Source organism: Ferdinandcohnia sp. QZ13 (genome assembly GCF_031324165.1).
Taxonomy (GTDB): Bacteria; Bacillota; Bacilli; order Bacillales; family Bacillaceae_L; genus Ferdinandcohnia.
The window spans coordinates 172,356-197,837 of sequence record NZ_JAVIVW010000002.1 but is presented as its reverse complement, the minus strand read 5'-3'; the positions used below and the strand labels follow the sequence as shown (position 1 = coordinate 197,837).

The 25,482-nt window shown below is 35.4% G+C and carries 18 protein-coding genes; 15 read left to right on the top strand and 3 right to left on the bottom strand.

The genetic code is table 11. The features are described from left to right. Window positions 1-309: 309 nt before the first annotated feature. From RGU12_RS12620 to RGU12_RS12590, 7 genes are all read left to right on the top strand, one after another. On the top strand, window positions 310-2,085 hold the full coding sequence (locus RGU12_RS12620) for a glycoside hydrolase family 2 protein (RefSeq protein ID WP_309536465.1): 1,776 nt from the start codon (window positions 310-312) through the stop codon (window positions 2,083-2,085). Window positions 2,086-2,369: 284 nt separating this feature from the next. After that, the gene (locus RGU12_RS12615; RefSeq protein WP_309536464.1) at window positions 2,370-3,002 is read left to right on the top strand and encodes a YesL family protein; all 633 of its coding nucleotides are present in this window, start codon (window positions 2,370-2,372) and stop codon (window positions 3,000-3,002) included. 186 nt (window positions 3,003-3,188) lie between these two features. Beyond that, a complete protein-coding gene (locus RGU12_RS12610; RefSeq protein ID WP_309536463.1) occupies window positions 3,189-4,550 on the top strand; it encodes an ABC transporter substrate-binding protein in 1,362 nt (453 codons plus the stop codon). A 93-nt stretch (window positions 4,551-4,643) separates the two neighbouring features. Beyond that, window positions 4,644-6,476 (top strand): cache domain-containing sensor histidine kinase, encoded by a 1,833-nt coding sequence (locus RGU12_RS12605; protein WP_309536462.1) that lies wholly within the window; start codon window positions 4,644-4,646, stop codon window positions 6,474-6,476. Beyond that, on the top strand, window positions 6,454-8,067 hold the full coding sequence (locus RGU12_RS12600; RefSeq protein WP_309536461.1) for a response regulator transcription factor: 1,614 nt from the start codon (window positions 6,454-6,456) through the stop codon (window positions 8,065-8,067). The genes RGU12_RS12605 and RGU12_RS12600 overlap by 23 nt, the downstream gene beginning before the upstream one ends. A 163-nt stretch (window positions 8,068-8,230) precedes the next feature. Beyond that, the gene (locus RGU12_RS12595) at window positions 8,231-9,175 is read left to right on the top strand and encodes a carbohydrate ABC transporter permease (RefSeq protein WP_309536460.1); all 945 of its coding nucleotides are present in this window, start codon (window positions 8,231-8,233) and stop codon (window positions 9,173-9,175) included. Window positions 9,176-9,187: 12 nt separating this feature from the next. Continuing rightward, window positions 9,188-10,021, top strand: coding sequence for a carbohydrate ABC transporter permease (locus RGU12_RS12590; protein WP_309536459.1), 834 nt, complete (start codon window positions 9,188-9,190; stop codon window positions 10,019-10,021). A gap of 632 nt (window positions 10,022-10,653) precedes the next feature. On the opposite strand, the gene RGU12_RS12585 is transcribed toward RGU12_RS12590, so the two are convergent. Then, a complete protein-coding gene (locus RGU12_RS12585; protein ID WP_309536458.1) occupies window positions 10,654-11,889 on the bottom strand; it encodes an IS110 family RNA-guided transposase in 1,236 nt (411 codons plus the stop codon). Between the two features lie 813 nt (window positions 11,890-12,702). Between RGU12_RS12585 and RGU12_RS12580 the strand changes: the two genes are divergently transcribed. From RGU12_RS12580 to RGU12_RS12545, 8 genes are all read left to right on the top strand, one after another. Then, window positions 12,703-14,181 (top strand): type I restriction-modification system subunit M, encoded by a 1,479-nt coding sequence (locus RGU12_RS12580; RefSeq protein WP_309536457.1) that lies wholly within the window; start codon window positions 12,703-12,705, stop codon window positions 14,179-14,181. Beyond that, on the top strand, window positions 14,171-15,274 hold the full coding sequence (locus RGU12_RS12575) for a restriction endonuclease subunit S (protein ID WP_309536456.1): 1,104 nt from the start codon (window positions 14,171-14,173) through the stop codon (window positions 15,272-15,274). Before RGU12_RS12580 ends, RGU12_RS12575 begins: the two co-directional genes overlap by 11 nt. Before the next feature lie 17 nt (window positions 15,275-15,291). Beyond that, a complete protein-coding gene (locus tag RGU12_RS12570; protein ID WP_309536455.1) occupies window positions 15,292-18,696 on the top strand; it encodes a DEAD/DEAH box helicase family protein in 3,405 nt (1,134 codons plus the stop codon). 161 nt (window positions 18,697-18,857) lie between these two features. Beyond that, window positions 18,858-19,733 (top strand): ATP-binding protein, encoded by an 876-nt coding sequence (locus RGU12_RS12565; protein ID WP_309536454.1) that lies wholly within the window; start codon window positions 18,858-18,860, stop codon window positions 19,731-19,733. A 61-nt stretch (window positions 19,734-19,794) separates the two neighbouring features. Continuing rightward, the gene (locus tag RGU12_RS12560; RefSeq protein WP_309536453.1) at window positions 19,795-20,376 is read left to right on the top strand and encodes a hypothetical protein; all 582 of its coding nucleotides are present in this window, start codon (window positions 19,795-19,797) and stop codon (window positions 20,374-20,376) included. Window positions 20,377-20,837: 461 nt separating this feature from the next. Next, entirely contained in the window at window positions 20,838-21,089 is a 252-nt protein-coding gene (locus tag RGU12_RS12555; RefSeq protein ID WP_309536452.1) for a multiubiquitin domain-containing protein, read from the top strand. Then, complete coding sequence (locus RGU12_RS12550; RefSeq protein ID WP_309536451.1) at window positions 21,064-22,236, top strand: ThiF family adenylyltransferase; 1,173 nt, start codon at window positions 21,064-21,066, stop codon at window positions 22,234-22,236. The genes RGU12_RS12555 and RGU12_RS12550 overlap by 26 nt, the downstream gene beginning before the upstream one ends. Next, complete coding sequence (locus RGU12_RS12545) at window positions 22,217-22,591, top strand: ubiquitination-like system serine protease family protein (protein ID WP_309536450.1); 375 nt, start codon at window positions 22,217-22,219, stop codon at window positions 22,589-22,591. The genes RGU12_RS12550 and RGU12_RS12545 overlap by 20 nt, the downstream gene beginning before the upstream one ends. A gap of 126 nt (window positions 22,592-22,717) precedes the next feature. Here RGU12_RS12545 and istB read toward each other — a convergent pair whose 3' ends face one another. Continuing rightward, window positions 22,718-23,488, bottom strand: coding sequence for an IS21-like element helper ATPase IstB (gene istB / locus RGU12_RS12540; RefSeq protein WP_309536044.1), 771 nt, complete (start codon window positions 23,486-23,488; stop codon window positions 22,718-22,720). Further along, window positions 23,488-25,038 (bottom strand): IS21 family transposase, encoded by a 1,551-nt coding sequence (gene istA, locus RGU12_RS12535; RefSeq protein WP_309536043.1) that lies wholly within the window; start codon window positions 25,036-25,038, stop codon window positions 23,488-23,490. The genes istB and istA overlap by 1 nt, the downstream gene beginning before the upstream one ends. Window positions 25,039-25,482 lie beyond the last annotated feature (444 nt).

Here is a 25,482-nt window from a genome sequence, read left to right as displayed (position 1 = left end):
ACTATCTAAATTCACTATTTAAAAGCACTACAATTATTAATCCACCTCCTTTCTTTCTGTTACTTTCTCTTGGTTTGAAAGCGCTGTCTATTTTGAGCGCACTGAAGACATACGAGAATATTCATATATTCTTAATTTAACAGTTTTCTAATAATAGATATTTGACTATTTTGAAAATAATTTGACATCCCCAACGAATCGAAAAAGCATTTAGGTAAAAATATTTTGGATTTTGGTCAATTCTCTTTCTTGTTCTTAGTTTTCCTAAGAGATTTAATTAATGGTGTATGATAACAGAAAGAGGTGTTTATGGTGGAAAAAGCTCCAAACTTTGTCGATCATCTTCATAATGAAAATTTTGAACAGCCATATCTATCAAAAAGTATTACTCATCATAGCATGGTCTACGATAGCGGCAGGGAGAAAGGATCTCTAAGCGGTTTTTGGAATTTTGGAATCGATCAGTATGATACTTGCCTTAGGGCTAAATGGTATGAAGAAATTTACGTGGATGATGAAGGTCGAAGGCATCCCATGGATTTCAGCTTTGATGAATGGGAGAAAATCAAGGTTCCTTCCTGCTGGAATACACAAAAAGAGAAGTTTTTCTACTATGAAGGAAGCGCGGTGTACACTCGAAACTTTTTATATACCAACCACGGAGAAGAGAGGGTTTTTATTAAATTTGGTGCGGTCAATTATGACGCTAAAATCTTTTTGAACCGTAAATATCTTGGCTTTCACAAAGGCGGTTCGACTCCCTTCTTTATAGAAGTTACAGGCGATCTGAAGGAAAACAATCGGATACTTGTAGTGGCAAACAATACACGCAAACCGAGCAATGTTCCTACTGAGAATACAGATTGGTTTAACTACGGAGGTATCTATCGGGATGTAGAATTAATCCGCCTTCCTGGAACCTTTATTAATGATTTCATCATCAGTTTAGTGCCTGGCAGCAATTTTTCGAAAATCAAAGTGGAACTCGCTGTTAATGGAACGGAGCTTGACGGCCGTGGAGTATTGACGATTGACGAGCTTGGGATTAATACTTCGTTTGAGGTAACTGGCGGAAAAGGAGTGCTTGTACTTGATGCACAGCCAGAATTATGGAGTCCTGAGAATCCAAAGCTATATGCTGTAACGGTTGCTTATAAGGATGATGTCATCCATGAAAAAATCGGGTTTAGAGAAATTCGAGTTGTGGGCACGGACATTCTTTTGAATGGAGAGAAGATCTTCCTTAAGGGAATCAGTACGCATGAAGAAAGCGTGTTGAATGGTAAGGCCATTACGGATGATGAAATTATTGAAAACTTCAAACTGGCCAAGGAAATGAACTGTAATTACATGAGACTTGCCCATTACCCTCATACAGAAAAAGCAGCCAAACTGGCTGATGAAATGGGAATCATGCTGTGGGAGGAAATCCCTGTTTATTGGGCTATCCAATTTCATAATGAGGAAACGTACAAGGATGCTGAGAATCAGTTAACGGAGCTAATTAAAAGGGATCGCAATCGAGCTAGCGTCATTATTTGGTCAGTTGGCAACGAGAATGCCGATACGGAGGCAAGGCTTAAGTTTATGAGTTCACTTGCCCTAAAGGCGAAGGAATTGGATCCGACTAGACTTGTGTCAGCTGCATGTATGCTTGATCATGTTAACCATATTATTGATGATAGACTAGCCAAGTACTTGGACGTTATCGGGGCCAATCAATATTACGGCTGGTATCAGACGAATTTCAACGATTTGATAAGGCTATTCGAGAACAGCCTGCTGGATAAACCCGTAGTCTTGACTGAGTTCGGTGCTGACGCCAAGGCAGGACATCGAGGGACAATCGATGACAAGGGTACCGAGGACTGCCAGCTTGACATATATAAGAAACAAGTGAAAGTAATTGGGGAAATTTCTTATGTTAAAGGAACTAGCCCATGGATTCTTTATGATTTTCGCTGTCCTCGCAGGCTACATCCAACCACTCAAAACTATTACAATACAAAGGGACTGCTTTCCGAAGACAAGAACTATAAAAAGCCAGCTTTTTTCGTTATGCAGGAGTTTTATAAGAATAAATAACGCTAACACAAATGTGGGTTGCCATCAGTTTGAGGGAGCTTGGATAGATGAAATGATAAACAGACTTTTTCTCAAGAAAAAAGTTGAATTTATTAAAATTGGGAGGCTTAGACTCTTTCGCCATTTAGCATAGCGGCAGAGTCTTTTTTTAATCCAGTCCTATATGGATAAAAAGATGTAAAAATATTTCTGATATTAGTCAAAAATATGCTAAAGCGTGGCTGGGTTTTCCTAGTAAAATTAATTATTCAAAGAAGCGTCTATGAAAAAGGGGGGATATCCTTATGGAATCTACCGGTTGGATGGATAAAATTTATAGTCTTTGTCAATGGATTTCCCGATTAGCCTATGTAAATCTTCTCTGGCTCCTTTTTATGGGAATCGGTTTGTTTGTCCTTGGGGCAGCTCCGTCAACAGCGGCGATGTTTTCCATTTTTCGCAAATGGATCAAGGGGGAAACCGGCATACCTGTCTTTTCATTTTTTTGGGAAAACTATAAAAAAGAATTTTGGAAGGCGAATTGTTTGGGAACTGTATTAACAGGAATCAGCATTGTCTTATATCTTGATTGGCGTTTAATTAGTTCAATACAAGGATTTTTAAAGCCGATTTTAATAGGTTGTTTACTTGGTGTTGGTTTCCTGTTTCTGGTTGTGATGATTTATATTTTCCCAGTGTATGTCCATTATGACTATAAAACGCTGCAATATATTAAAACTGCATTTCTCATCGGAATCTCTTATCCATTACACACGATTGCCATGATTTTTTCTGTAATATGTGTAATTTTAATCAGCATTGTATTTAATGGTGTTGGCCTCCTCTTTTTTGGTAGTGGTTTAAGCTATATCCTAATGTATATTTCTAATCTTCTGTTTAATAAAATCTCGAAACAATATAATCCACTAGCTTTATAGTGCTGTCTATTTCACAAGCATAGAAATAGACAGCATCTGGTGATTTTCATTTACTTAGTTTCCTATAAACTTAATTCTTGTCAAAATAATCATATAACAAGTAAATTTATTGATATACTTGTAAAAATTGAATTTGTTACACTTTTTATGTAAGGGTTTCCAATATATTAGGCAGGGGGAAAAGTAATGAAGAAAAAACTTTGGTCAATGTTAATCCTCACCATGGTAGTTTGTCTTGTCCTATCCGCATGTTCGGGAAATGATAACAAGGAAAAGGCATCTTCGTCATCGGATGTACCAAAAAAAGAGGAACAAGTCACGATTAAATTCCATACTCATGGAACGGAAGAAAATTACAACTGGAAAACCACTATCGCGGCATTTGAAGAAAAGTACCCTAACATCAAAGTTGATTTAGAGCTTCTCAGTGAAAAGGGAGATTCGCAGGAGGCCATCAAAAAGCTGGATCTTGCGGCTGCATCTGGAGAGCAACTGGATGTGCTGATGTTTACTGACCCGGCATTTTATGCCCAGCGTGTAGGCATGGGAATGGCGGCTCCCATTGATGAGTTCATAAAGGAAGATGGATATAATGTTTCCGAAGAATACAAAGTAGATACACAAATTGATGGCAAGTATTATGCGCTGCCAGGTAAATTCAACCCTTGGTATGTTCTTTTAAACAAAGACCATTTAGATGCATCTGGTCTTGAGGTACCGAAAGATTGGACATGGGATGAATTTGCTGAATATGCAAAGAAATTGACGCGTGACGGCCATTATGGGACATACTTCCATGGACCGCAAGATGGCGGCTGGATGGAGTTTACGAAACTTGCACAGGCAAGTGAGGCTGATAATACTGAATTTATTACAGCGGATGGCAAGTCAAATGTCAGCAATCCACTATTCAAGAAGACACTTGAACTAAGGGTGGAAATGGAAAAAGAGGACAAGTCTGCTGTTCCATATACAGATATTTTATCTCAGAAGCTTCATTACCGTAACCAGTTCTTTAATCAGGATGCAAGCACCATCGTTATTGGCAGCTGGATGAATACCGAACTTGGCGGGACCGACCAATTCCCGTTAAACTTCAATATTGCAGTTGCTCCATATCCGAAAAATAAGAAAGACGATAAGGGCGGTTATGCACCGGTTACGACCGACTATATGTCAGTTGCTTCCGCATCGAAACACAAAAAAGAAGCCTATACCTTTATCCGTTGGTATACTACCGAAGGACAAATTGTTCAAGGTAAAAGCATCCCTTCGTGGAATAAAGTAAGTGAAACTGATTTAATTGGTATTGTCGATAAGATTCTCAGCACTCAAAAAACGCCTGAAAAGGTCGATAAAGACTCCTTGATTTACGTATTACAAAATACAAAATCATCGAAGATTATTCCACCAGTATCCTATCAGGCCGAAATCTATAAAGTGATCAATGAAGAGTATGAAAAATTGATTTTAGGCGAGCAGGATATTGACAAGACGATTAAAGCTTCAGAGGAAAGAGTTCAGGAAATTATTAATAACAACAAATAATCATAGACAAATGGTTGAGATAAAATGATAATTTAGAAAGAGGGGTTGTAATTTATTACAGCCCCATCTTTCTATTAGAAAGGGGGACCTCATGTGTGGAATAAAAAACAGCAGCGTATGAAGGCACCTCGATCTTTTCGTTTTAAAGTCATTTTCATTTCGATTATTTGTCTGGTAATCCCCGCAACGCTTACGTTATTTATCTATAACTATTTAACAAAAGACACGTTAATGAATCAGGCGCTTGCCAATGCGAACCGGGAACTGACAATCGCAAATGAATATGTAGAGAAACTCTTGAAAGATATGATGTACATTGTCAATTTTATTCAACTCGATGCCGAAATTAATACCATTTTAAAAGACGTTGCCAAAAGTAAACCAGAATCGGAGTCGGATTATCAACGGTTTATCGATGAAAGCAAAATTAATAGAACGATTGAAAATATTACATTGGTGGGAGAAAAAGCGTACGTAACGATTATTTTAAAAAATGGGAAATCGTACACCAACTATTCTTATTATGAATTCGACCCTAGTAACTTAGTGACAAAAGATTGGTTTAAGCAATTAAACAAATTACAAGGATATGAGTCGGCCTGGATTGCAAGCCAGCCGACCATGATTAATTCGGAACAAAGGAACAATCCTTATCAAATATCAGTTGGAAGGACCTTAAGGGACGAAAACTTAAAGATTTACGGGTATGTACTCGTCACCATCATGGAAAACAAGGTGAATCAAGTATTTGAAAAGCTTCAGGGCCGAGAGGAAATGATGATTCTGGATTCATCGAACCATATCATTTCACATCAGGATAATTCCAAAATCGGTGAGCAATTTCAATATAGTGACCAACTCACGAAAAATAATTCTTCCAATATTTTTCAAATATCAAATCGAAATTATTTAATTGCGGAACACAATATTTCATTTGTGGGGTGGAAGCTGGTCTCGATTATTCCATACAAACAAGCTATAAACCAAATTAATGTGATTTTTAATAAAGTGTTTATTATTCAAGTTCTTTCTTTTACTATTTTTCTTCTTTTGATGACTTATCTGTTGCGAACGATCACGAAACCAATCGTCTACTTAGGGACTATTGCTGAAGCGGTTAAACGGGGGAATTTATCGATTCGTTCCCGCCTTCGGAACAACGATGAGGTTGGGAGATTATCTGAATCATTTAACCATATGCTAGACCGTATCAATGAAATGATTGAGGAAATAAAAGATACACAGGAAAGAAAGCGAAAAGCTGAGCTGGCGATGCTTCAAGCGCAAATTAATCCCCATTTCTTGTTTAATGTCCTTAACTCGATCCGAATGAAGGTATTGGTAAAAGGAGATAAGGATAGTGCAGACATTATCAGTTCCTTGTCCAAATTGCTTCGTATGACAATCGACAAAAATAAAGAAACCATCACGTTTCGTGAAGAAGTCCAAATTATCTTAGACTATATCAACATCATGAATATGCGGCAAAAAGAGAAGATCAATGTTGAAATATCAGTCAATGATGCGGCATATGCGGAACGGTTTCCGCGTTTTATCCTGCAGCCAATCATCGAAAATTCCATTATCCACGGCCTTAATCAGGGAGCAGGAACTATCATCCTAAAGTCAGAATTAACGGAAAATCAGCTAGTGATTATGATTGAAGATAATGGACAGGGGATGGATATGGAAACGTTAGGTCAATTGCGAAGCAGGCTAATTCAATCGAATGGAATAGAGCAAGGCGGTCATGGAAATAACAAAGGGTTCTCATCATTGGGTTTGTCAAATGTTTATGAACGAATGTATATCACCTTTGGTAAATCATTTCAAATGGATATTCAAAGTTCACCCGGAGTAGGTACAAAGGTCATTTTAACCATTCAAAAAGGAGGAAATTCTGATGTACAAAGTAATGCTAGTTGACGATGATTATCCGGTATTACAATTGTTATCCGAAGTAATTGAATGGGATCAGCTTGGGGTGACACTAAAAAGCATGCATGAAAATGGCGCCAGTGCCTTTGAATCAGCTTTAGCGGAAATGCCTGATATATTAATCACTGATATTGGTATGCCGAAAATGAATGGCATTGAATTGACGCAAAAATTAAAAGAGAGAAATCCAAATTTACAGGTTGCAATTTTATCATGCCATGCCGATTTTGAATATGCCCATCAGGCACTCAGGCTGCAGGTACAAGATTATCTGGTTAAAGACACCTTTGTCCCTGAGGAATTATCGGAACTTATAAGGAAATTTAAGAAAAATCTCGATGAAAAAACCAATAAAGCCTTGAAAGAAATTGAGCTAAAACAGGTGTTCAACCAAAACAAGGAGAGTATTAAAGAACGGTTCATTAGGAAAGTCATTGACTCTTCTGCCCTAAATGAGAACGAATGGCTGACAGAGGCAAAAACGTTTGGTCTTGATTTTGGTAAGACCGGGTATATTGGCGCCATTGCAATGATTCATCATTTCCAAGTTCTAAAGGAGCAATTTAAATCAGAGGATGCGTTGACATTTGCGATTAATAATGTTGTATCAGAAGTGGTTGGAAAATTCTGGCGAGATTCAGTCCATTTTCAACTAGGTGCCAGGCAGTTCTATATATTTATTCCCTCCTCTTTAAAGTTAAAAAGGAGTTCAATTTCTAATGTTAAGGAATGTTTGAGAAGTATTCAGCAATCAATAAATAAAACGCTTAATATATCGTTATCGTTTGTTATAGGTGAAGGTTGTAGTACAATGTTAGAGTTCAAGCGGGAGCTAGTCCTTTTACAGAATAGCGAGCATCAAAGTTTTTATTTGGAGCCTGGGGAGATTATAGAAAGAATGGAAGTGCTTGAAGCGCCATCTGAAGATTTATTCTCCAAATATGATGAGGCTGCAGTACAAATGAGAGAGTTAATCATGCTTAGGGATCAGGATAGCATTACTCGTTTTGTTTCCAAATGGATTTCGTTTTTAAAACAACGTCAATTCCCACCTGAATTGGTAAAAGAATGGGTCCTTAAATTAGTATTGGATTTAAGAATAAAGCTGAGCGCATTACAGTTTTTTCGGGCCCAACAAACGGTTGAATCTCAGTACGAAGAAATTTTGGAGGTTAAATTTCTGAGTGAGTTGGAGTCATGGCTTATGGATAATTTTCATTCTATCATCTCCATTGTTAATGAAGTATATGAGCAAACCCGGCGCAAAGAAATCTTGGATGCTTTTAAATATGTGGCAATGAATCTGGAGAAGAAGATTAGCTTGGAAGAAGTTTCCGGCCACTTGTATTTAAATCCAAGCTATTTTAGCCGCTTGTTCAAGAAAGAAGTTGGAGAAACGTTTGTAGAATACGTCACGAAGATAAAAATAAACCGGGCAAAGGAATTGCTAGAACAAACAACGGACTCCGTCGGAAAAATATGCGACAGGCTTGGTTATGATAATCAAAGCTATTTTATCAAGATATTTAAAAAAAATGTCGGCGTCACCCCTATCGAGTATCGGGGCGGGAAGGCATGACAAAAAGTCCAGATCATTTCGATGCTGGACTTTTTGTCATTCTGAAAAACAACTCACATACAGGAAGAAGTCAAAATTGTGTATGTATTTATCAAAATACCGTTAATCGAAGAATCCGCCATGACTTTATAATAGAAGTATACTAAAAATCGAGGTGAAGACAATGAACTTAAAAACTGAACTCACCACACCTGTAAAGGTCTCAGAAGCTCCTAAACAGAGAAAGGTTCGTAAGGAGAAAAATGAAAATTTAATAGGCTTGCTTTTTGTATCGCCAATGCTCATCGGGGTTTCCATCCTAGTGATGCTCCCAATTATCGCCACTTTTGTTCTTAGTTTCGTAGACTGGAGCTTTATCACCCCGCTCTCAGAATTGAAATGGGTAGGATTCGATAATTTCAGCAGATTGTACCAGGATAAAGCTTTTTTAAAATCACTTATGAATAATACACTCTTTATCTTAACTGTACCGACCTGCATGATAATCTCGCTTCTATTGGCTATTATCATTGATAGAAATGTATATTTCAAAGGATATTTTAAAGTAGCCTTTTTTATGCCGTATATATCAAGTATTGTAGCTATTGCGGTTGTCTGGCAGGTTCTTTTTCACCCATCAGCCGGGCCGATTAATCAGGTGCTTATGTCCTTGGGTATTGAAAATCCGCCAAAATGGATTGCTGATCCAAATTTTGCGCTCTTTTCTATCATGCTTATTCAGGTATGGATATCCATTGGTTTTAACTTGATTGTCTATTTAGCAGGACTGCAGAACATTCCAAAGGACTTATATGAAGCGGCAGAAATTGATGGTGCAAATGCCTGGGTGAAATTTCGACACATTACTTTGCCGATGATTTCACCCACGTCATTCTTCTTATTTATCACCGGCATTATTGCAACCTTTAAGGTGTTTGACCTTATTGCCGTACTGACAAAGGGTGGACCAATAAATTCTACCTCCATGATCGTCTGGAATCTCTATGAAACCGCTTTCGTTAATCTGAAGATTGGCCCAGCTTCAGCCATGGCTGTTGTACTCTTCGTAATTGTATTCACAATTACGGTAATTCAATGGGTCGGACAGAAAAAATGGGTGAATTATTAAGGAGGGGAAGACATGGCAAAGTCATTAAATATTAGAAAAAGTATTATCACAATCATTATGCTCGCCTGCAGCATTCTGTTCCTATTACCATTTGCGTGGATGCTTTCGACATCTTTTAAAATTGAAGCAGATGTCTTTAAATTTCCAATTCAATGGATCCCGGAAAGATGGAATGGTGTATCTAATTATAAGGAAGTTTGGTTTGGAAAACATCCATTTTACATTTATTACTTGAATACGATTAAAGTAACGGTATTAACTACACTGATCTCAGTTACTGTATCTTCACTTGCCGCTTATGGTTTTTCCAAGGTCAAATTCCCATTGGGAAAAGTCCTCTTTATTTTTGTATTGGCAACTTATATGGTACCGCAGCAGGCAATTCTCGTTCCCCAATTTATTATATACAAAAATATTGGCTTATTCGACAGCCATTTGGGACTGGTGTTGCTCGGCAGTTTTAGTGTTTTGGGAACGTTTATGCTGAGGCAATTTTTTATGAGTATTCCTAACGACTTGATTGAAGCTGCAAAGATTGATGGTGCAGGGCACTGGAAGATTTTTTGGTCCATCGCTATGCCAATTGTCAGACCGGCAATTGCGACGTATGGGATACTCAGATTTATTTGGACCTGGAATGACTATCAAAATCCACTGATTTTCTTGCGTACTGACAGTTTATTAACGATTCCGGTAGCAATGCAGAAATTTTCCACTATCAATGGAGAATTTTATTCCTTGATTATGGCTGCAGCAGTATCAGCGATTCTACCGTTAGTGATCGTCTTTATTATTGGCCAGAAACAAGTGATTGAAGGGATTGCATTAGGAGGAGTAAAAGGGTAAGGGGCTAAAATAAGTTGATGTTAGCTCCCTGCTGAAGGTATCCATTTTGGCTAGTTTAGGAATTGCCGATTCCTCCTTTACAAGAAAGATGGTGCAAGCCCCGCCGTGGTTTATTGTTTGGCGACAAGAATAACTAGTCCATGGCTATTTTAATGCCGGATAGCAGCACATCAACGAATACCTACATAAGGGCTTCAAACTTTGACTAAATGCTCGCCCTCAGTGATAGAAGTAATGGACATTATACTTAATAATATTCATATGTATGCTAATTTCGAGGGAGTCAATCCGTCAGGGATGAATTAATTTTTTGAATGACCATTATTGTGCAAACGGGTGCGTTCAACAAGCCAACGATTTTAGGACTAAATCCATTTTTTTGTTATTCCATTAAAGGACGCTTTTCTTTAGTAAAGGCGTCTTTTTGATATGCTCTCACACATTAAGGGAATAGATTTTGTTTAGATGAAAAAGATGGAATATTTTCACTTAAACTAAACCAGCTAATAGTTTGTCAATATTTTTCAATAAAAACTTAAATTATCTCATGCTATACTAAATTTATGCATGCCAAATAACCTTCCAATGTTCGATGTTTGGAAAGTTTTGGTCTGTTTAGTTATATTTTTAAATTAGGCTAGATCTTGGAAAGCTGATTTACTTTTTAAAAGTGCATAAATCCAATGTAAGAGTTTATTCGCACATGCTATTACAGCCACTTTATAGGGTTTTCCTTCTTCACGTTTCTTATCATAAAACTCTCGTAATCGCTTGTTACGAGGAAGGATTTCATCTGTCGTTTTCTGTTTCCGGCAATCACGAATGGCACATTTAACGGCCATATACAGGGCATGTCGTAGTCTACTAGAACCTCTTTTGGTAATCCGATTTAAAGTACCTTTGAATGTACCAGATTCAAAGACACTTGGATCAAGTCCGGCAAATGCAACTAACTTTTTAGGGTGATTAAACCGATCAATTTCCCCAATCTCAGAAATAATCGTGGCAGCGATTTTTTCGCCGATTCCGTGGATTGATTGGATAATTCTATATTCTTCAATACTTTTCGCTAAAGCATTTAACTCATTTTCAAGCTTGGATAGATGCTTTTTGTATTCGAGAAGCATATTAATATACATACCCAAGCTTAAAGAAAGGCTATGATATAAGGTTTTCTGGAATGGGTTTTGAACCGCGGCAGCCATTAGTTTTTCTGCCTGATTGTTTGCCCATTGTTTTGAACGACTTTTACATAGCTCCTTTATTTTATTAGCGATGGTTTCTTTGCTTTCTTTCAAGATTTCTTCTGAAGTGGGAAATGCTTGTAGCGTTAGTAAAGAAACATCCGAATATAAGGACCCAAAAACCCCACAGTATTGAGGAAATACTTGATCCAGAACTGCCTGAAATTGCAGTTTAGTTTGTACAAACATGCCTGTAATATTTTCATGTTGCCTTGTCAGATTACGCAGATTTAAAAGTTGGATTAATCGTTGTCTATAAGGCTCCAAGTCTTCTTTATAGTACAGCTCGCAGAGGTGATGAGCATCAACAATATCCGTTTTTACCTTGCGTAAACTAGAACTCTTAGCCCGATATGATATGAGAGGATTGACGATAATCAATAAATATCCTCTGTCCTCAAAATATTGCATAATCGGTGTGTGATAATGTCCAGTGGATTCTAATACAATAGGAGGTCGTCCTCCTGATACGTCCTCTACCTCTTTAATGAAATCTAGAAGAATACTTAATCCTTCGAGAGTATGTGCTATTTTAAAACTCTTTTTGTATGGCTGCTTTTTATCCAAGAATGCTTGAACCTGACTTTCGCCTTTTGCCACATCCAGGCCTATGACTGGATTCATCATTTATCTCCTCCTGAAATTCTATTAACCGGTAACCCCTATCCCTCCATGTAGTTTCATAGCTTCGCTTGTTATACGAGATCATTGTCCCAACCAGCCTCAATCATGTTTCTACAAGTAGGGGGCGAACTGTTTAGTTGACGGGATCAAAGTCCCACGGGTGCTTACGTTCTACCCCGGCTACGGTTATCATATATCGATATAAAAAATGGTCAACCAGAAAAATTTTCTTTTCTGATTGACCTTATAATACGATCGGGTGCTTTAACACAATAAGGAATAAAATAAAATAGCCTAAAATATGCAGTGTTTTATGCATTACCTGCGTATTTTAGGCTTTCTTATATTCATAAGAGATACTGCCATTAACATCATTTTTAAAGTGCCAAATACACATGTGGAAACTCTGTAGCAGATAATTGATCCACTTTTCTTAATAAAAAAATCTTGACGGTTATATGTCAGCTTAAGAGAAAAGGCTGCAAAAATATCACATTTAAGACTGTTGATAGTCATAGACCAATATATAAAGATTGGAGTCAAAAAGTGAGAAATGAGATTGAAAAGAAATTATTGATAAAAGGTTAAAAGAGTGTTTTTTATTAATTGCTATTTTGAAAAATAGACACTTATTGAAAGAAATTGGATGTTTATTATATTGTCTAGTCAATGGATAATTAGATATAGGTGAAATTTAATTAAGTATAGTAAAAGTGTTTTGCCTATTAATATGGTATTATATTGGTAAATAAGTACTATTAGTATAGACTAAGAAATTTTATTATTATAACAGAAAGCATTAGGTGAACCAAGATGATTACTGGAGAAATAAAACATAAAATTGATAAAATTTGGACGGATATATGGGCAGGGGGAATTACACAACCTCTCACCGTTATTGAACAACTGACTTATTTGATGTTTATCCGCTCTTTAGATGAAAAAGAAATTGAATATGAAAGCCTTGAAGCAATTGGTGTGGAAGTGAAAAACAAGATTTTCCCACAGACCGAAGAAGGTCAAGCTATGCGTTGGTCAAAATTCAAAAATAAAGATGCAAGGGATATTTATGAAACAATTGGTCAAAGGGTGTTCCCCTTTATTAAATCAATAAATAGCAATAAAACATCTGCATTTTCAAGATATATGGAAGATGCCATGTTCCTTATTCCAACACCACAAGTGTTACAGAAAATCATCACCGGATTAGATGAATTATACGAACATGACATTAAAGATTTAGATATGCAGGGGGATTTGTACGAGTATATGCTCGGTAAATTGTCTGTGGCAGGTCAAAATGGACAGTTTAGAACACCGAAACACATACGAGATATGATGGTTAAGTTACTCAATCCTACACCTGATGACAAAGTTTGTGACCCAGCCTGTGGAACTGCTGGTTTTCTAGTTTCTGCTGCGGAACATATTAGACATCGGTATGAAAGTGAAATGACTACTGGACAGTGGGAGAAATTTGAAGGTGAGGCTTTTAGTGGGTTTGATACGGATCGAACGATGCTTCGTTTATCCGCAATGAATCTAATGCTACATTCTATCCCCAACCCACAAATCAATTACGCTGACAGCGTATCAAAGGAAAATGACGTATCAGATACTTATGATGTTATACTAGCAAATCCACCTTTTACAGGCACAATAGACCCTGAAAGTATTCATGAAAACTTAAAAGCAATTAGTAATACAAAGAAGACTGAATTACTTTTTGTAGCTTTATTTATTAGGATGCTTAATGTTGGTGGAAGATGTGCTTGTATTGTCCCAGACGGTGTACTATTTGGTACATCAAAAGCTCATAAATCACTGAGACAGGAATTAGTTGAAAACCAGAACTTACAGGCAGTTATTTCTATGCCAAGTGGAGTATTTAAACCATATGCTGGAGTTTCTACGGCAATTCTTGTATTTACCAAGACAAATGCAGGTGGCACAGATAAGGTATGGTTTTATGATATGAAGTCGGATGGTTATTCATTGGATGATAAGAGAAATAAGTTGGGGGATGAAGGTGATATCCCTGATATTATTAACAGATTTCATAATCTCGAAAACGAAAAAGATCGGAAGAAAACAGAACAAAGCTTCCTTGTTGATAAGGAAGAAATCAAGAACAATGGATACGATCTATCGATAAATCGATACAAAGAAATTGAATATGAAAAAGTAGAATATGAAAAGCCGGAAGTAATAATGGCTCGCCTTGATGAATTGGCAATCAATATAGGTTCCAAGATGGAGGAATTGAGAGGTCTGATGGAAAATGAGTGTTGATTTCATAAAAGAATGGCAAGATGTGTTAGAGATTAAAAATGGTAGAGATTATAAAAAAGTAAAAGATGATAATGGAGAATACCCTATTTACGGTAGTGGGGGAATTATGGGACACGCTAATGATTATATTTGCCCTCCACACACTGTAATTATCGGTAGAAAAGGAAGTATTAATAATCCTATATATGTAAAAACAAAGTTTTGGAATGTGGATACTGCTTTTGGTTTAGTAGCAAATCCAAACTATTTATACCCCAAATATTTATACTATTTTTGTGTGGATTTTAACTTTGAAAAATTAAATACTACAGTTACAATACCTAGTTTAACCAAAAGTAACCTTCTAAAAATAAAAATGAAACTTCCAAACATCGAAGACCAAAAAAAGATTGCAGATATCCTTGATAAAACACAAGAAATCATCGATGGTCATAAAAAACAGCTTGAAGAACTTGATTACTTAATTGAAGCAACTTTTTATGATATGTTTGGTGACCCTATTTTGAATGAAAAGGATTGGGAGAAGGTACCTCTTAGTAAAAAAGTAGATGTTATTGGTGGATATGCTTTTAAAAGTGGTGGATATGTAGAAGATGGCATACCGGTTATAAAAATTGGAAATATAAATTCTGGTACTTTTAAAAATGAAGGAATTAGTTTTTGGACAGAAGATAGTAAATTGACAAAATACATTGTATACCCAAACGATATTGTTATTTCCTTAACAGGAACAGTTGGTAAGGACGATTATGCTAATGTTTGTGTATTACCAAATACCTTTCCAAAATACTATTTAAATCAACGAAATGCCAAATTGGAAATTAAAAATCCACTGAACACTAGATATTTACAGTACTTATTAAAGGATAAAGAAATAAAACGAAAATTAACTGGCATTAGTAGAGGAATACGTCAAGCTAATATATCAAATGGGGATATATTAAATTTAATTATTCCTTTTCCTCCACTAGAACTTCAAAACAAATTTGCAGAAATAGTATTAAAGATTGAAGAGAAAAAATCAATTGTAAAACAATCTATCACAGAAAGCCAAAATCTTTTCAATAGTCTTATGGGTAAATATTTCGATTAGCGAAAGCAGGTGATTATGTGGCAACAAATTTTCAGTTTTTAAAAGATAGCACTGAATATAAGCTATTTTCCAAAGCTTGCTTGGATGCCGAAAATGTATTAATAACTTCTCCTGCCATGTCTGCGGTTGGAAGTAGAAAGGCGTTCGAGTTAGCAGTTAAATGGGTTTATTCTGCAGATACTACCATGAAAATGCCATATAAAGATAACCTGCAGGCTTTAGTGCACGAAGAATCATTTCGTTACGCCGTAGACCCGACTACATGGGGGAAACTTCAGTATATTGTTAAGGTTGGGAACATGGCTGTACATACAGAAAAATCAATTTCTAAAAATGATGCGATTCTATCACTTTCAATTTTATTTGAATTTATTCAATGGATTGATTATTGCTATGGATCTGATTATGAAGAAAGAAAATTTGATGAGAAGCTTATACCGAAAGGGGAAGACAATGCGGAATTTGCAAAGAAAATCGAGACTCAATTATCTAATGAACTTAAAACCTTTAAAAAGAAAACTGATAAGTTAATCAATGAAAAGGATAAGGAAATTGCCAGACTTGTGGCAGAGCTCGAGAAAAAGAGTAAGGAATATACTGCAAATAAGGATGAGCATAAAACAGAAAGAAAATTCACAAGTAAAGATCTCTCAGAATTTGCAACAAGAAAAAGGTATATCGATGTAGACTTAAAAACACTAGGTTGGAACTTTTCTCAAACTTCAAAAAAAGATTGTGTAGAAGTAGAAATGCCAGTTGTTGGAATGCCAAAGGAATTAGGTTCAGGACAAGGCTTTGTTGATTATGTACTATGGGGAAAAGATGGTACGCCTATTGCTATAATTGAGGCAAAAAGAACAATTAAGGATCCAAAGAATGGTACTCACCAAGCGTGGCTATATGCTAATTGCATAGAACAAATGACGGGTCATCGGCCAATCATTTTTAATACGAATGGATATGATTACTTTATTTGGGATGATAAGACCAGTCCTCAAAGATCAGTTAGTAGTGTCTTTTCAAGAGATGATTTACAAAAAATTTATAACCGGCGATTTTCGAGAAAGAATCTAAGTGAAATTAAAATAGATGATAAGATTACAGACAGATATTATCAAAAACAAGCAATAAGAGCTGTTTCTGATAACATCGAAAAAGGGCATATGCGGTCTCTTTTAGTTATGGCTACTGGGACGGGAAAGACAAGAACGGCTGCTAGTTTAACAGATGTCCTTTCAAGAGGCGGTTACATTACAAATATATTGTTTTTGGCTGATAGAACGGCATTAGTTACACAGGCAAAGAGCGACTTTAAAATTTATCTCCCGGATATGTCCTTATGTAATCTGATATCAAATAAAGATGATAAAAATGCTCGTATAGTATTCTCGACTTATCCGACCATGCTAAATTCTATAGACAGTGCTAGAAATCCTGACGGTAGTCGCTTATTTACCCCTGCACATTTTGACCTTATTATCGTTGATGAGAGTCACAGAAGTATTTTCAAGAAATATAAAGCAATATTTGACTATTTTGATGCATACGTTGTTGGTTTAACAGCAACACCAAGGGAAGACGTTCATAGTAGCACTTATGACTTTTTTCAGGTTCAAAAAAATGTGCCAACTTTTGCTTATGATTATGACACGGCAGTGTATAAGGACCATGTACTAGTTCCGTTCCGTAATATAGAGGTTACTATGAAATTTTTATCACAAGGAATTACCTATCATGATCTTTCTTCAGAAGAAAGAGAAAGATATGAAGAAGACTTTACGGATGAAGACGGTGAGATGCCAGAAGAAATTCCTGCACCTGAAATCAATAAATTTATCTTCAACCATAATACAGTTGATCATGTAATTAATGATCTTATGACGAATGGTTTAAAAGATGCGAGTGGTACACGACTAGGAAAAACAATCATATTTGCTACCAACAAGAGACACGCCCAGTTTATTGTGGACCGTTTTAATGAACTATACCCAGAATACAAAGGGGGATTTTGCAAGCGTATTGTAAGCGATGATGATTATGCACAGGACTTAATTTTACAATTTAAAGACCCGATTAAAGAACCACATATAGCAGTGTCGGTTGATATGCTCGATACAGGAATCGATGTTAGGGAAATAGTAAACCTTGTGTTTTTTAAACGCGTTCGTTCAAAAATTAAATTCTGGCAAATGATTGGTAGAGGAACAAGAATACGACCCGATCTTTTTGGAAAGGGAAAGGAAAAGGAATACTTTTATATATTTGACTATCTTGGGAATTTTGAGTACTTCAGAGAGAAAAAGAATGGAATTGAAGCAAGTGCAAGCATGTCTACACAAGCGAATATTTTTGCAAAAAGAATAAAGCTAATTTTCCATATGCAGGACTCAGCTTTCGTGGGAGAAGATTTTCAAGAGCTTAGAAGTACAATGGTGGAAAAAGTTTTTCAGCAAATTGCAATGCTGTCAGTTAATAGAATTGATGTGAAAATGAAAAGAAAGTATGTCGATAAATTTAACTCGAAAGAAGCTTTTATCTTTCTTACTGAACAAGACAAATCCGATTTAATCGGAAACATTGCTGACCTAGTTTCTATGAACGATAAAGATGAAAAGGCCGTTGAATTTGATAACTTAATCTATGGATTAATGTTGTCACAAATAGAGGGTACGAAGAGTTTAACAAGATTCAAAAACATAACAATTTCAAAGGCCTCCACCCTTTTAAAGAAAACAACGATTCCAGCTGTTAAAGCGAAGATCCCTATCTTAAAAGAGGTCACAGAAGATGAGTTTTGGGATGGAGCAGATATCCTGAATTCCGAAAGAATTCGGCAAGAGCTTCGTGATTTGATGAAATTTGCGGTAGCAGATGCACCAAAGTTTGTTTATACAAATCTTGATGATGTCGAATTAGAACGTACAGTAGGAAAAGAATTTGAATTATCCTATGATTTTGAGGACTATAAGCTTAAAGTCAATAAGTATATAGAAGAAAACAAGAACAATATAGCTATTCATAAATTAAGAAATAATATCCCTCTCAATGAGTCCGATTATAAGACATTGGAAAAAATCTTCACGGGTGAACTTGGGACGAAGGAAGACTATAAAAGTTATTTTAAAGACACGCCGTTTGGTTTACTCGTCCGTAGAATTGCGAAGATGGAAAGAGAGGCAGCATTAAAAGCTTTTTCCTCATTCATAAATGAGGAGAATCTTAATGCAAACCAAATTGCATTCGTAAACAAAGTCATTGATTATATTGAGCATAACGGCTATTTTGAAAATGTAGCTGAACTTACCAAGCCGCCTTTCGATAAACCACAGAGCTTTATCAAGTTGTTTGATGCAGGCAAACAGAAGAAACTTGTTCATATAATCAATCAGGTTAAAGAGAATGCGACGAAAACGATTAGTTAATACAAAAAGTCCTAGAGCTTTCATGTGAAGATTCTAGGACTTTATTTCAATTCATAATTTAGTACTGCTCAATAAACCTTAAATCCACTGAAGATCCTAACAACTCAATTGGATAAATTTGCTATAATCATATGGTACACATAACCGAAGGCGGTTTTTATATGAGAATAAAACCCTTTAACAAATTAGATAGTGTCTTTGCGATACAGGATTTATTGAATAAAACAATGGATGTTACTAGTACGCTAGAACCTGATGCGAAAATTAGCTTAGATTTAAGAGGATTAAAGTATATAACACCAATTGGTTATACAGGTTTGTTATCAATCCTTGAATTCTTGGAAAAAGAATATAATGTAAAGGTGAAAGTACCAAACGATGATCGTCCAGTTAAATATATGCAACGGATGAATTTTTTTGAGGTTTGTAGTAAAAATATCAAATCCCAATTTGATGATCAGATGTATATGGAGTCAATTTATAATAGAAACAGGTACAATCTAGAAACTGAACTAATGGAAACTAAAAAAGCTACAAATTATGAAGATATCGAAGAAATAAATGATTCTATAAAAAAAATTTTAAAGAATAAAGGGTTCCGGGGAGCACGTCTTTCAAATATACAAACATTTATTACCGAATTGGGGAATAATGTAATAGATCATACGGAAACACCATGCTTCATTTCTGTAAAAAGTAACAATGAAGATAGGGAAATGGAGATAGCTGTAACAGATAACGGTGATGGAATATATGAAAGTTTAAAAGATACGCTTCGTGGGTTAACTACTGATGAGGTTGTAAGAGCTGCTATAATGACGAAGGCTTCTAGACTGGAACAAGATGATAGAGGAAATGGACTATTAGATGTTAAACAGAAAGCCTTTCATCCTTCGAATGAAGTGATTTTAGATTTATGTACAAATAACACTGTGTATAGAGTCTCAAAGAAAGATGTTCAATCTTTAAATAAAGGATCTAAAAGTTTTGGAACCTTCTTTCAATTAAAAATAAAATACCCTCTTGACAATAGTTAATAATTGATATTAAATATAAATAGATTTCAAAATTGTAATTGAAGTCGAAAGGGCGAAAAAAATGCATATTATTGATTTAAAAATAAATGATTCTCAAGAACCCTTAAAACTACTAAGTCGTCCCAAACTTAAACAAGTTAATTACGAAATAATTAATCAAATTAAAAATACGCCATCAAAAACTATATTTAGGTTGGACATGACCCAGATTGGTGATTCAAATGCCTCTGGAATTGATGAAGTCATAGCTAAGCCTTTAAAGTGGATGATTGAACAATTTCAGGAGAATAAAATTGAGAAGTTTTTGTTTCTTGATAACTTAAGTCCTGAAGATGAATATGACCATGAATATAATATTGAAAGTACCTTGAATATTGAGGAATTATGTATTGTTGCAAAATCTAGTGATTTATATACTATTATTGGCTATATAGGCGGTACAAAGGAATCGCTTAAGGAAATCCTGGCTTTTGTTTATGACCATAAACAAGTTACTGCTAGAGATGTAATGGATAATCTAGGAAAGAAATTAAATACTGCCAGCACACAACTTTCCAAACTTTATGCGAAAAGATTAATCTATCGGGAAGAAGTTCAGATGCCTGAAGGAGGCAGACAATTCGTATATAAAAGCCTGTTTTAAGCAGGTTTTTTATAAAAATGGTATTCAATTTCAAAATTGAATACCATAAAAAAGAACGGTTTTCAATTTTGAAATTGAAGCTGAGAGGGGAGCAAGAGAAGTGGATATTCAAGTAATATGTAGAGGACCAACAAAGTTAAATATTTTAAAAAAATTATAGGAGAAGGGTGAATTATTATTACACATTTATATGATGTTTTAATTGCTAGGCTGTTTGGCCCTGTTATCACATTTTTACTTGCTGCATCTATATTAAAAGCATTAGGAATAGATTTAACCCAAATGCAAGAGTAATAAATGGATTTTCACAAAAAAATAGTGGAAAAAACGCCATCGATAGCTTTTCCACTGAAAAAAGTACGTAAATAAAATTATATTAGTTTAATAGTACACTAAGGTAATAGAGACAACAAGTATAGTTGCAAGGAATTATGAAAATGAAGTCTTAGGAGGATATGTATATGAACAAAGATAAAGGAAAAGTATTTAATTTAATTATAAACGGACGAATGAAAGAAGTTGATGAGAAAAAATTATCTTATCAACAAGTCATTAACTTAGCTTTTGGTCAGGTTGTTCCAACACCCAATATTGTTTTTACAGTTAAATATTCAAAAGGTAAGCATGAAGATAAGGGGTCCATGGTAGAAGGTGATGTAATTACAGTGAAAGAAGGGATGATTATTAATGTCACAAGAACTGATAAATCGTAGTCCGGACTTAAAAAGGTTAAGAGACGAAGGTTTTGAAATTGATGTCATAAACGGATACGCACTTGTTCACCATGTACCTTATGTAAATTCAAATAAAGAAATTAATTATGGGACACTCGTTTCAACCCTTTGTTTAGCTGGAGACAAAACAATTAAACCAGACAATCATGTAATTCATTTTATAGGAGATCACCCTTGTGACAAACAAGGGTCGATTCTTAGTGGTATTCAGTATACATCTACTCAACAAGTTTTAGCAGAAGGAATATCAATAAATCACTCCTTTTCAAATAAACCGCAGTCTGGATATAGTGACTACTACGAAAAGTTTACAACATATATAAATGTTATTATGGCTCCTGCCTATTCTATGAATGATTTAGTTACCGCAAAAACTTTCCGTACGGTGGGAACTAATAATGAAACAGTTTTTAATTACTATGATACTAATTCAAGTCGAGCAAATATTATTCAAATTTCACAAAAACTAAATGGGCTAAAGATTGGTATTATTGGACTTGGTGGAACCGGGTCTTATATTTTGGACTTGGTATGTAAGACACCGGTCTCTGAAATACACATATTTGATGGGGATATCTTTTTACAGCATAATGCATTTAGAGCACCTGGGTCACCTTCAGCGGAAGAGTTGGAAGAACAGAGTTACAAAACTCAATACTTTTTTAATATTTATAATAACATGCATAAAAAGATTACTTGTCATAATGAATATATTGATGAATCAAATATTCAGGAAGTTCTTTTGAATGATTTTGTTTTTATTTCTATTGATGATGGTGCTGCTAAAAAACTTATAATAGATAATTTATTAGAAAGTTTTATACCATTTATAGATGTTGGAATTGGAATTGAAGTCGTTAACGACTCCTTAATTGGTGATGTCAGGGTGACAACTGGTACACCAGAAAAAAATGATCATCTGTCTAAGCGAATTTCCTTTTCTAATAGTGTGGATGACGACTATTCTACTAATATTCAAATCGCTGAATTAAATGCATTAAATGCAGCTTTAGCAGTAATAAAATGGAAGAAGCATTATGGATTTTATCAAGACAACTATCTGGAACATGATACGACCTATTCAATTAATATGGGAGAATTAATAAATGAAGATCAAAGTGCTTAAACATTCTTTTGTATCACTGATTCCGGATAACATAGAAGAAAACAAAATTTATATAAGCTTAGATTATAACACTGCCATTCATAAATGCGCATGTGGATGTGGAGAAGAGGTTGTTACACCTTTGTCACCCAGTGATTGGAAGTTAATTTATAATGGGGAAAGTGTTTCTCTTTCCCCATCTGTTGGGAACTGGTCTTATATGTGTAGGTCCCATTATTGGATAAGGGATAATAGGATAGTTTGGGCTGAAAACTGGTCTGATGAAAAAATTAATAAAGCTAGAAAAGATAATGAAGAACAAGCGATTAAAGAAAAGAAAGGATTTTTCAATCTTCTTAGACGTATTTTTAGTTAGGAATACGATGTAAAATGTAAAAATACAAACAGAATCTCTTCAAAAATCCAGTAAAAAATAATTTGGATATTTATTATGATAGGAGAGATTTGTAACCGTCAAGTAGTTTTGAACACTTTTTGCTAATTAATTTTGAACACTTTCTTTTCCAAAAATGGTCGAACGATGTTTTATTCTATAGCTGTCATTTCCATTTAGTTGAATAACTTCTACTCTATGGAGGATGCGGTCTAAGATTGCTGTCGTGATTCCCTGATCTCCTATAAGTTCTCCCCATTCTTCCGGGCCTTTATTTGAAGTCAAAATTATAGAACTACGCTCGTAAAGGAAATTAATTAAATGGAAAAGGAGGTTAGCTTCTCTTTGGTCCATTGCCATATACATTAAATCATCGATAATGACCATATCGGAATCCTTTATGCGTTTTAACTGAATTTGAGATTTTCTAATATACTCTTCTGTTTTTAGTAAATGTACAAGTTCACCCATTGTTGAAAAGGCAACCTTATAGCCACTTTGAATGGCCTCTATACCTAGCCCAATACTAATATGGGTTTTACCCGAACCTGGCGGTCCCAATAAAATTAGATTATATTGTTGTTCTAGCCAGTTTAGCTCACTTAACTGACTTAATTGACGTGTACTCAGAGAAGTTTGTTCTTCGATATTAAACTCATCAAGTGTTTTGACATACGGGAATTTAGCCCATTTTAATCTCTTTTCAACGTTCTTTTCTTCCCGTTTCTTCACCTCGTACATTAGAAGTTCCTGCAGAAACTCTTGATAAGTCCAAGATGATTTCTCCGCTTTTCGTAGTAATACTGGCAACTCATCCGCCGTTTCCGCCATCCGAAGATGGCGAAAATGCTCTTGTAAAAGCTGTACAGTGCTAGTCATTATGAAACACCTCTGATTATGTTTGTGTAATATTCTATTTCCCTTTTTGCTGCTGTAGCTTTTGTTGCGAGGTTATCTTGTTTAGCTTCGAAAGAAGTTGGGGACACATCTTTTCCTTCTTTTAATCTAGTTAAGTGTTGTGCAATATCACGTAAGTCGTTTGCACTCCAAAGCTGTTCTTTTAGACAAACAGCGAGGGCTTCCTCGATTTGAGGGCGAAAATGGGTAATAGCGTATTGAATGATCTGCAACTGATCTCTTACATATCTCGGATATTGAGCGGATACTTCATTCACAAACTTTATAGCCTTTTCTTGATCTTTGAATTGACGAATAATTGTCTCTTTATAGGCTTGAATTCCCTTTGAACGATCTCTCGTATGTTGCCTGTTTTTTATCAATATTCCTTTTCCGTGACATATTTGATGTTTTGCTAATATTTCCCCTTGAAAGTCTGATTTAATAATGAGCATTTCATCTTGTATTTCAAGATATACCGTATTAGCTCCCCTTGGTCGGTATGTCCCTAATGGAAGAGAATAACGATTGGATTTATATTTGATAACATTGTCCTTATGAACAGTTCTTGTTATACTATTTTTATGGTTGCTTTCGAAAGAAAGCATGGAGGAGACTTTGGTTAAGTGTTGCTTTTCGAGGGCGTGCACTTCTACCGGTCTCTTTTTAGTTGTATGATGAATATTGTAATTTCCCGTCCTCTTTAACCACGCTAAACACTTCTCATTCCACGCTTCAAGATTTGGAAATACTCTATTTTTTGCAAAGTTCATTTTTACGTATTTCACTACATTTTCAACTTTCCCTTTGCTTTGTGGATCTGACTTCCTGCAAAGATATATTCGGAAACCACGTTCTTGCTTGTATGCTTGAAACTCTCCCGTTAAGATAATATCTCCGGCATTTTCACTGACTGTTATTAAATGGTCTTGATCATAGACGATTTCCTTCGGAATTCCCCCGAAAAATTGAAATGCCTTTTCATGACAACGAATTGTATCCTTTGTAGTAAAAGGTCTGTCCATCCATTCCACATATTTGTAACGAGAATGAGAGAGTACGAAAGTAATAAAGTATAATTTAACTGGCTTTTTATCTTGATTCTTTACGGTTATTTCCCCCCAATCAACCTGGACTTGATGTCCCATAGGCAGTTCTTCTACAGCTTCATGATCTCGAACACGAACTACCTTTGGAATATGGTAAATATTCCTTAATTCACTGACATACCCGCGGACTGTACTGCCGCCAACTTTTATAGTAGGATATCGTTCTTTCAACCAGTCCTCCACTTGTGCAGAAGAGAGATCTGGATGTTCTTTAAGCCAACTTAATATTAGATCTTGATGTGAATCTAATTTTTTGGTTCTACTCTTCGTGGATATAGCCCATTCAGATGCTTCGTCAAAATCCATATTCAGATACTTATAAACTGTGTTTCTTGAAATATTTAATTTTTTTGCAATGGCTGCTATTTTAAATCCTTGTTGTTTAAGTTGATGTATTTCAACATACAATAGTATTTTTTCCACCTTTCAAATCCTCCAGCTAAACAATTATGATATAAAATCATGATAGCTTAACTGTTGAATGTTTTGGCGAAAAGTGTTCATTTCTATTTGGCGGAAACTGTTGATTTTAGTTTAGCAGTTACAAGATTTTGTTTTGTACAAAATTTACTAATTGTTAACACTCGATAAGGAACTAAAATCAGATAGTAGAGCTGTGGTGAATAAAGGTGAGTTCAAACTTCTCATCGCCTTATTCGGTAAGAGAATCTATTGATTATAACTCCTCTTCAAATATCTGATCCATATATTTGCTGCCCAGAAAAAGTAGAGGCTAACTCAGTCATTCCAATTTCATACAATTCGCTAATTCAGGGTTTCTAGAGAAATAGAGAAATTCTCAACTGATTTGCATGGCCAAACTCATCATTGATTTTGATGATATTTCTTCATAACTAGGTATAGAAA